Raw genomic sequence first — 8,515 nt, forward strand, 5'->3', positions numbered from 1 at the left:
GGGCGCCGACGGTGCCCGGCACTCCCACAGAACCAAGGAGACACACCCTCGTGACTGACATCGTGTACGACGCTGACGCCGACCTGACGCTCATCCAGGGCAAGAAGGTCGCGGTCATCGGCTACGGCTCGCAGGGCCACGCCCACGCACTCAACCTCCGTGACTCGGGCGTCGAGGTGAAGATCGGCCTCAAGGAGGGCTCGAAGAGCCGGCAGAAGGCCGAAGAGGCGGGCTTCGAGGTCCACACGCCGGCCGACGCCACGGCCTGGGCCGACGTCGTCGTCATCCTCGCGCCGGACCAGGTCCAGCGCATCGTCTACGCCGAGGACATCCGCCCGAACCTCAAGCCGGGCGCGACGCTCGTCTTCGGCCACGGCTTCAACATCCGCTTCGGCTACATCGAGGCCCCCGAAGGCGTCGACGTGTCGCTCGTCGCGCCGAAGGGCCCCGGCCACACCGTCCGCCGCGAGTACGAGGCCGGCCGTGGCGTCCCCGTCATCGTCGCCGTCGAGGTCGACGCGTCCGGTTCCGCCTGGGACCTCGCGTGGTCGTACTCCAAGGCCATCGGCGGGCTCCGCTCCGGCGGCATCAAGACGACCTTCACCGAGGAGACCGAGACCGACCTGTTCGGTGAGCAGGCCGTCCTCTGCGGTGGTACCTCGCAGCTCATCCAGTACGGCTTCGAGACCCTGGTCGAGGCGGGCTACCAGCCGCAGATCGCCTACTTCGAGGTCCTGCACGAGCTCAAGCTCATCGTCGACCTCATCTGGGAGGGCGGCCTCACCAAGCAGCGCTGGTCGATCTCCGACACCGCCGAGTTCGGTGACTACGTCTCCGGCCCCCGCGTGATCTCGCCGGACGTCAAGGAGAACATGAAGGCGGTGCTCGCGGACATCCAGAACGGGGCCTTCGCGAAGCGCTTCATCGACGATCAGGACGCCGGCGCCCCCGAGTTCAAGGCACTCCGCGCCAAGGGCGAGGGGCACCCCATCGAGGCCACCGGCCGTGAGCTCCGCGCGCTCTTCGCGTGGAAGCAGAACGACGGTGACTACGTCGACGGCTCGGCCGCGCGGTAGTCTTCCGAGAACACTCGACGACGAGGCGGCGGTGCACCCTGCACCGCCGCCTCGCGATGTGACCCGAACGTTATGCAGCAGCTCTTCTCCAGCCCCCACGCCGCGGACCGGCATGCCTCCGCGCTCCCCGCGGCCGATTCCCGACACTCGTCGGCCGTGCTGCGCTCCGGCGGTCAGGACCGCCCCGACCAGCATGGGATGATCGTCGGATGGCGGTGACGAAGCGAGCGGTCCACATCGGCGCCGGCAAGATCGGGCGCGGGTTCGTGGGCCAGTTCCTCGTGGCGAGCGGCTACGAGCTCACCTTCGTCGACGTCGACGAACGCGTGGTCTCGGCCCTCAACGAAGCCGGACGCTTCGTGGTGCACGAGGTCGGCGAGATGCCGGTCGAGCACCTCGTCTACGGGTTCCGTGCCCTGAACAGCAAGACCGACCGCGAGCGCGTGGTCCGGGCCATCGCCGAGGCCGACGTCGTGACCACCGCAGTGGGGGCCCGCACGCTCCCGCTCGTCGCGCCGCTCATCGCCGAAGGGCTCGCGGCACGACCGCTCGAGCACGGCGACGTCACGATCGTCGCGTGCGAGAACGCGTTCAACGCGACCGACTCCCTGCACGCCAGCATCCGCCGCGCTCCGATCCTCGAAGACCGCGACATCGCCGCCGTCTTCGCGAACTGCGCCATCGACCGCATCGTGCCCGACCAGTCCGGCGTCCTCGGCCAGTCGGGTGGCCTCGACGTCGTGCTCGAACCGTTCTACGAGTGGGTCATCGAGCGCACCCCGTTCCTGGGTTCCGACGCCGAACCGCCGACGATCGAGGGCGTCACCTGGGTGGACGACCTGCAGCCGTTCGTCGAGCGCAAGCTCTACACGGTGAACACCGCCCACGCCACGGCCGCCTACCACGGGTACGTGCGGGGCATCCGGCTCATCCGTGAAGCCCTGGAGGACGACGCCGTCCGCGCCGAGGTCGACGGCGTGCTCGCCGAGACCACCGCGCTGCTCATCGCGAAGCACGGCTTCGACCCCGAGGACCACGCGCGCTACGTCGCCGCGAACCTGTCCCGCATCGCGAACCCGCACCTGCCGGACTCCACGGCGCGAGTCGGACGCAATCCGCTCCGCAAGCTCGGCCGTCGTGAACGCTTCGTCGGCCCGGCATCGCAGCTCGCCGAGCGCGGCCTGCCCGTCGAGCACCTGCTCGGGGCCGTCCGTGCGGCACTCGCCTTCGACGACGAGAACGACCCGGAGTCGATCGAGCTGCACGCGCTCCTGCGTTCCGGGGCGACCGCGCACGCGCTGACCGAGATCCTCACGGGCCTGATGGAGAGCCACCCGCTCTTCCCGGCAGTCCGTGACGTGGTCGCCGGGGTGCTCGCGACGCAGCCTGCCGACGTCTGACCGACGCCGCCGCCGCGCCACTCGCCGACACCCGCTGGTCCGCCCGACGTCGCGTCCCTCGTAGAATCGGGGCATGACCACGGCAGCATCCCCACCAGACGGGTCGATCGACCCGGACGTGCCGAACGCCGTCGACACCGACGACGCCGCCCTCAGCTGGGGTGACGCCGACGACGCCACGCACGTCGACGCGGCGCACAACCCGGTGGCGGTCCGCGACCGGGTTGTGCGCGACCCCGAGGCCCCCGAGACCTCCGGTGCACTCGTCGGGTTCGGCATCTTCGGTGGCCTCTACCTGCTCTACACGGTGGCCTGGCTCCTCACCGCGTCGACCGCGTACGTCTCCGGCGTCGACACGGTCCTGACGCTCTTCGTCGAGGTGCTCCGCTTCCTCGCGATCCTCGCGCCGGCACTCTGGTTCACGGTGGTGCTCTGGGCGGCGCGGAGCAGCCGCACGAGGACCCGCCTGCTCTGGATGCTCCTCGGTGCCGTCGTGCTCTTCCCCTGGCCCTTCCTCCTGACCCGGAGCTTCGGGTGACCGGGGCCGTCCCGACGACCCGTCGGGCCACCGCTCCCGTCGTCGCGAAGCTCGTGGTCTGGGTCGTGTTCGCGGCGCTGTTCGCGTACATGACGGTGCAGGCCGTCGGCAACCTCACGCAGATCAACCAGCGGGTGGACGCCTTCAACGCGTTCCTCCAGACGACCTCCGGTGGCGACTCGCTGCAGACCAGCACCCCGTGGCTGTGGCTCGTGCTCGACATCCTCATCGCGCCGGTCGCGTTCGTCGCGGCGATCGTCATCACCCGGCGTTCGAGCCTGCCCGTCACGATCGCGGTGTTCGTGGTCGCCTTCGCGGGCGCCGGCGCCCTCTGGCTCGACCTCCAGCTGTTCGTCCCGACGCTGCTGGACTTCTGACGCGACCCGCCGACGGCCAGGAGGCGCGGTGCGGCACCGCCCCGCGCCTCTCCCCACCGGCACGGCCGGACCGCCGCTGGCGCGGCGCTCCGGAACCGGCGGCGTGGGCCCTGGCCGTCGTGTGGTTCTCCACAGGACCGCTCCCGCGGTCGTCACCACCGGCCCGCGTCGATAGCATGGTGGGATACCAACCGTCTCGAGTGAGGAAACAGCTGCTGTGTCGAAGCCGGTCGTCCTGATCGCCGAAGAACTCTCGCCCGCAACGGTCGACGCCCTCGGGCCCGACTTCGAGATCCGGAACGTGGACGGCACCGACCGTCCGGCGCTCCTGGCGGCGCTGTCCGACGCGCACGCCGTCCTCGTGCGGTCCGCCACCAAGATCGACGCCGAGGCGATCGCCGCGGCACCGGTCCTCAAGGTCGTCGCCCGTGCCGGTGTCGGCCTCGACAACGTCGACATCAAGGCGGCGACGACCGCCGGCGTGATGGTCGTGAACGCGCCGATCTCGAACATCATCTCGGCGGCGGAGCTCACGGTCGGACACATCCTGTCGCTCGCGCGGCACATCCCGGCCGCTCACGCCTCGCTGGCCGCCGGTGCGTGGAAGCGCTCGTCGTACACCGGTGTCGAGCTCTACGAGAAGACCGTCGGCATCATCGGCCTCGGCCGCATCGGCGCGCTCATCACCCAGCGGCTGCAGGCCTTCGGCGTGACGGTCATCGCGTACGACCCCTACGTCACCACGGCACGTGCGCAGCAGCTCGGGGTCGAGCTCGTCTCCCTGGACGACCTGCTGCGTCGGGCGGACTTCACCACGATCCACATGCCGCGGACGCCGGAGACCCTGGGCATGATCTCGGACGCCCAGTTCGCGCTCATGAAGCCGACCGCGTTCGTCGTGAACGTTGCCCGCGGCGGCCTGATCGACGAGGACGCCCTGCACCGGGCCCTCACGTCGAACACCATCGCCGGTGCCGGTCTCGACGTCTTCGTCGCCGAGCCCCCGAAGGACTCGCCGCTCCTGGCGCTGCCGAACGTCGTCGTGACGCCGCACCTCGGCGCCTCCACCGACGAAGCGCAGGAGAAGGCGGGCGTCTCGGTCGCCAAGTCGGTCCGTCTCGCCCTCGGCGGCGAGCTCGTCCCCGACGCCGTGAACGTCGCCGGCGGGGTCATCGACCCGTACGTGCGCCCCGGCATCCCGCTCGTCGAGAAGCTCGGCCAGGTCTTCACCGCGCTCGCGACCTCGCCGGTCACCAGCATCGACGTCGAGGTGCACGGCGAGCTCGCCGAGTACGACGTCAGCGTGCTGAAGCTCGCGGCACTCAAGGGTGTCTTCACCGACGTCGTGAGCGACCAGGTCTCCTACGTCAACGCCCCGCTCATCGCGGAGCAGCGCGGGGTCACCGTCCGCCTGATCACCGAGACCGACAGCCCCGAGTACCGCAACGTGCTCACCATCCGCGGCGCGCAGTCGGACGGCCCGGCGATCAGCGTGTCCGGCACGCTCACCGGCCCGAAGCAGGTCGAGAAGCTCGTCGAGATCAACGGGCACGACGTCGAGGTGCCGCTCGACCGGCACCACGTCGTGATGGAGTACACCGACCGACCGGGCATCGTCGCGGTCTACGGCAAGGAGTTCGGCCAGGCCGGCATCAACATCGCCGCGATGCAGATCTCGCGCGAAGCCGCGGGCGGCCAGGCGCTGAGCGTGCTGACGGTCGACTCACCCGTCCCTGCCGAGATCCTCGAGCACGTCCGCTCGGCGATCGACGCGTCCTCGCTCCGCGAGATCGACATCACGCTCTAGGGGAGTGGCGGACATGAGCACTGCGCAGACGATCCGACTCGCGGTCATCCGTGGCGACGGCATCGGCCCCGAGGTCGTCGCCGAGGCCCTGAAGGTCCTGCACGCGGTCCTGCCGGACGACCTCGTGGTGCAGGAGACCCCGTTCTCCCTCGGTGCCGCACGGTACCTGGAGACCGGGGACATCCTGACCGACGACGACATGGCGGCCATCGCGCAGCACGACGCGATCCTGCTCGGTGCGGTCGGCGGCGACCCGCGTGACCCGCGGCTCGCCGGCGGCATCATCGAGCGGGGGCTCCTCCTCAAGCTCCGCTTCGCGTTCGACCACTACGTGAACCTGCGCCCGACGACGGTGCACCCGGCCGTCCCGACGCCGCTCGCCGACCCCGGCGAGGTCGACTTCGTGGTCGTGCGCGAAGGCACCGAAGGGCCGTACGTCGGCAACGGCGGTGCGATCCGGACCGGTACCCCGCACGAGATCGCGACCGAGGTCTCGTTGAACACCGCCTTCGGTGTCGAGCGGGTCGTGCGGTACGCCTTCGCGTTGGCGGACCGACGCCCGCGTCGGCACCTGACCCTCGTCCACAAGAGCAACGTCCTGGTGCACGCCGGAGCCCTCTGGCAGCGCACCGTCGCGGCTGTCGGCGCCGAGTACCCGGATGTCACCGTCGACTACCAGCACGTGGACGCGGTCACCATCCACATGGTCCGTGACCCCGCACGGTTCGACGTCATCGTCACCGACAACCTGTTCGGCGACATCATCACCGACCTGGCCGGCGCGATCAGCGGCGGCATCGGTCTGGCGGCCTCGGGCAACATCAACCCGGACGGCACCTTCCCCAGCATGTTCGAGCCGGTCCACGGTTCCGCACCGGACATCGCAGGCCAGCAGCAGGCCGACCCCACTGCCGCGATCCGCTCCGTCGCCCTGTTGCTCGACCACCTCGGTCGCGGTGACCTGGCTGCGGCGGTGACGGCTGCGGTGGAGTCCGACCTCGCAGACCGGGGCACCACGCCGCGTCGCACGGCCGAGATCGGCGACGCGATCGCCGCCGCGGTCACGGCACGCACCACCACCGCCTGAGAAGGAGTCCTCCCCATGAGCACCGACACCGCCTTCGGACTCGAGTTCGCCAGCACCCCGTCCGCCGACCGCCGCGCAGCCGCGGAGCGGGAGCAGATCCTCGCCGACCCGGGCTTCGGCAAGCACTTCACCGACCACATGGCCACGGTCGAGTGGACACTGGACGACGGCTGGCACAGCGCGTCGATCCACCCGTACGGCCCGCTGTCCCTCGACCCGAGCGCGAGTGTCCTGCACTACGCCCAGGAGATCTTCGAGGGGCTCAAGGCATACCGGCACGCAGACGGCTCGGTCTGGTCGTTCCGGCCGGACGCCAACGCGAAGCGCTTCCAGCGGTCCGCCCGACGCCTGGCGCTCCCGGAGCTCCCGGTCGAGGCGTTCGTCGAGTCGATCCGGCAGCTCGTGCAGACCGACGTCGACTGGGTACCCTCGGCGCCTGAGACGAGCCTGTACCTGCGGCCGTTCATGATCGCGACGGAGTCGTTCCTCGGGGTCCGCGCCGCCCAGGCCGTGGCGTACCACTGCATCGCGAGCCCGGCCGGGGCGTACTTCACCTCGGGCCCGAAGCCGGTGTCGATCTGGCTGTCGACGCAGTACGCCCGAGCCGGCAAGGGCGGGACCGGCGCCGCGAAGACCGGCGGCAACTACGCTTCGTCGCTGCTGCCCCAGCAAGAGGCCTACGAGCACGGCTGCCAGCAGGTCATGTTCCTCGACTCGGTGGAGGGCAAGTACCTCGAAGAACTCGGCGGCATGAACGTCGTCCTGGTCAATTCCGACGGCACCCTCGTGACGCCCGACTCCGAGTCCATCCTCGAGGGGATCACGCGTGACTCGATCCTGCAGCTGGCCGAGGACCGCGGCCTGACGGTCGAGAAGCGCCGGGTGACGCTCGACGAGTGGCGTGACGGCGTCGCCGACGGCTCCATCACCGAGGCCTTCGCGTGCGGTACCGCCGCCGTGGTGACCCCGATCGCCGAACTCCGGGGCGAGGGCTTCACGATCGGTTCGCCGACCGTGGGGGCCGGGGAACTCACGATGTCCCTGCGCGACGAGCTCACCGACATCCAGTACGGCCGTCGTCCCGACCCGCACGGGTGGATGACCAAGCTGACCGACGCGTCCTGATCGACCGGCAGGCGTGGGTAGGGTCGAACGGTGAAGATCGCACGGTTCAGCAGCAAGGGTGAAGACCCCCGGTACGGAATCCTCGACGAGCGGCACCTGGTGGTGCTCGCCGGGGACCCGATGTACCAGGGGTTCGAGACCACGGGGGAGCGCGTCGCACTCGCCGACGCCAAGCTCCTCGCCCCCGTCATCCCGCGGTCGAAGGTGATCGGCGTCGGGCTCAACTACTCGGAGCACGCCTCCGAGATGGACGAACGTGCCGGTGACGACCCGGTGGTGTTCCTCAAGCCGAACACCTCGGTGATCGGTCCGGACGAACCCATCCGACTGCCGGCGGACATCGGCCGCGTCGACCACGAGGGCGAGCTCGCGATCGTGATCGGGTCGCTCGCCAAGAACGTCCGGCGCGAGGACTTCGCGAGCGTCATCCTCGGCTACACGATCGCCAACGACGTGACGGCCCGTGACCTGCAGGCGCGGGACGGGCAGTGGACCCGATCGAAGGGCTTCGACACGTTCTGCCCGCTCGGCCCGGTGATCGAGACCGAGATCGACCCGTCGGACATCCGCCTCGAGACCCGCGTCGACGGTGACCTGCGACAGGCGGCGTCGACGAACGAGATGGTGCACGACATCCCCTCGCTCGTCGAGTTCGTGTCCTCGATCTGGACCCTCCTGCCCGGCGACGTGATCCTGACCGGCACCCCGGCCGGCGTCGGCCAGATCCGCGACGGTGAGATCGTCGAGGTCACCATCTCCGGCATCGGCACGCTCAAGAACCCGGTCATCGCTCGGCACTGACAACGCTCTCGGACGGCCCGTTCCCCAGGTGGGGAGCGGGCCGTCCGTCGTTGTCGGGGGAGCCGTCGTCCCGGGCGGGATGACCGACACGCCCGGGATGTGGCCCGGCTTGGCGCTGCCGTTCACCTCTGCGTAAAGTAATCACTCGTTGCCGCTGAGGCGGAGAACGGAACGGCCGAGACGATCACCGGGTTGAACACCTGGAGATGCAGTCCGGACGGGGTCCCGCTCAGGCAACCAGCCCTCGGATCCATGACCTTCTGGTCGTGAGCCCGGGTGTTGTACAAGACGAATGCCTCTCTGG

9 protein-coding genes are annotated in these 8,515 nt (G+C 69.9%); 8 read left to right on the forward strand and 1 reads right to left on the reverse strand.

Annotated features, from left to right (window positions below; genetic code table 11):
- The first annotated feature begins 50 nt into the window (after positions 1 to 50).
- The 8 genes from ilvC (at position 51) to H489_RS36485 (ending at position 8,211) form a co-directional block, all read left to right on the forward strand.
- Positions 51 to 1,076, forward strand: a complete 1,026-nt coding sequence (gene ilvC, locus H489_RS36450; protein WP_017888843.1) for a ketol-acid reductoisomerase — start codon at positions 51 to 53, stop codon at positions 1,074 to 1,076.
- Positions 1,077 to 1,285: 209 nt separating this feature from the next.
- On the forward strand, positions 1,286 to 2,476 hold the full coding sequence (locus H489_RS36455) for a mannitol-1-phosphate 5-dehydrogenase (protein WP_017888845.1): 1,191 nt from the start codon (positions 1,286 to 1,288) through the stop codon (positions 2,474 to 2,476).
- 73 nt (positions 2,477 to 2,549) lie between these two features.
- Positions 2,550 to 3,014, forward strand: a complete 465-nt coding sequence (locus H489_RS36460) for a hypothetical protein (protein ID WP_017888846.1) — start codon at positions 2,550 to 2,552, stop codon at positions 3,012 to 3,014.
- On the forward strand, positions 3,011 to 3,391 hold the full coding sequence (locus H489_RS36465) for a hypothetical protein (protein ID WP_017888847.1): 381 nt from the start codon (positions 3,011 to 3,013) through the stop codon (positions 3,389 to 3,391). Before H489_RS36460 ends, H489_RS36465 begins: the two co-directional genes overlap by 4 nt.
- A gap of 217 nt (positions 3,392 to 3,608) precedes the next feature.
- Positions 3,609 to 5,198 (forward strand): phosphoglycerate dehydrogenase, encoded by a 1,590-nt coding sequence (serA, locus tag H489_RS36470; protein WP_017888848.1) that lies wholly within the window; start codon positions 3,609 to 3,611, stop codon positions 5,196 to 5,198.
- Between the two features lie 13 nt (positions 5,199 to 5,211).
- Positions 5,212 to 6,285, forward strand: coding sequence for a 3-isopropylmalate dehydrogenase (locus H489_RS36475; protein WP_031260625.1), 1,074 nt, complete (start codon positions 5,212 to 5,214; stop codon positions 6,283 to 6,285).
- Between the two features lie 15 nt (positions 6,286 to 6,300).
- The gene (locus tag H489_RS36480; protein ID WP_017888850.1) at positions 6,301 to 7,410 is read left to right on the forward strand and encodes a branched-chain amino acid aminotransferase; all 1,110 of its coding nucleotides are present in this window, start codon (positions 6,301 to 6,303) and stop codon (positions 7,408 to 7,410) included.
- 30 nt (positions 7,411 to 7,440) lie between these two features.
- Positions 7,441 to 8,211, forward strand: coding sequence for a fumarylacetoacetate hydrolase family protein (locus tag H489_RS36485; RefSeq protein WP_017888851.1), 771 nt, complete (start codon positions 7,441 to 7,443; stop codon positions 8,209 to 8,211).
- Positions 8,212 to 8,333: 122 nt separating this feature from the next.
- Here the strand turns inward: H489_RS36485 and H489_RS38715 are convergent.
- Positions 8,334 to 8,515 (reverse strand): hypothetical protein (locus tag H489_RS38715; RefSeq protein WP_235045705.1); only part of this gene is annotated, 182 nt, incomplete at its 5' end.

This window comes from Curtobacterium flaccumfaciens UCD-AKU (genome assembly GCF_000349565.1).
Lineage (GTDB): Bacteria > Actinomycetota > Actinomycetes > Actinomycetales > Microbacteriaceae > Curtobacterium > Curtobacterium poinsettiae.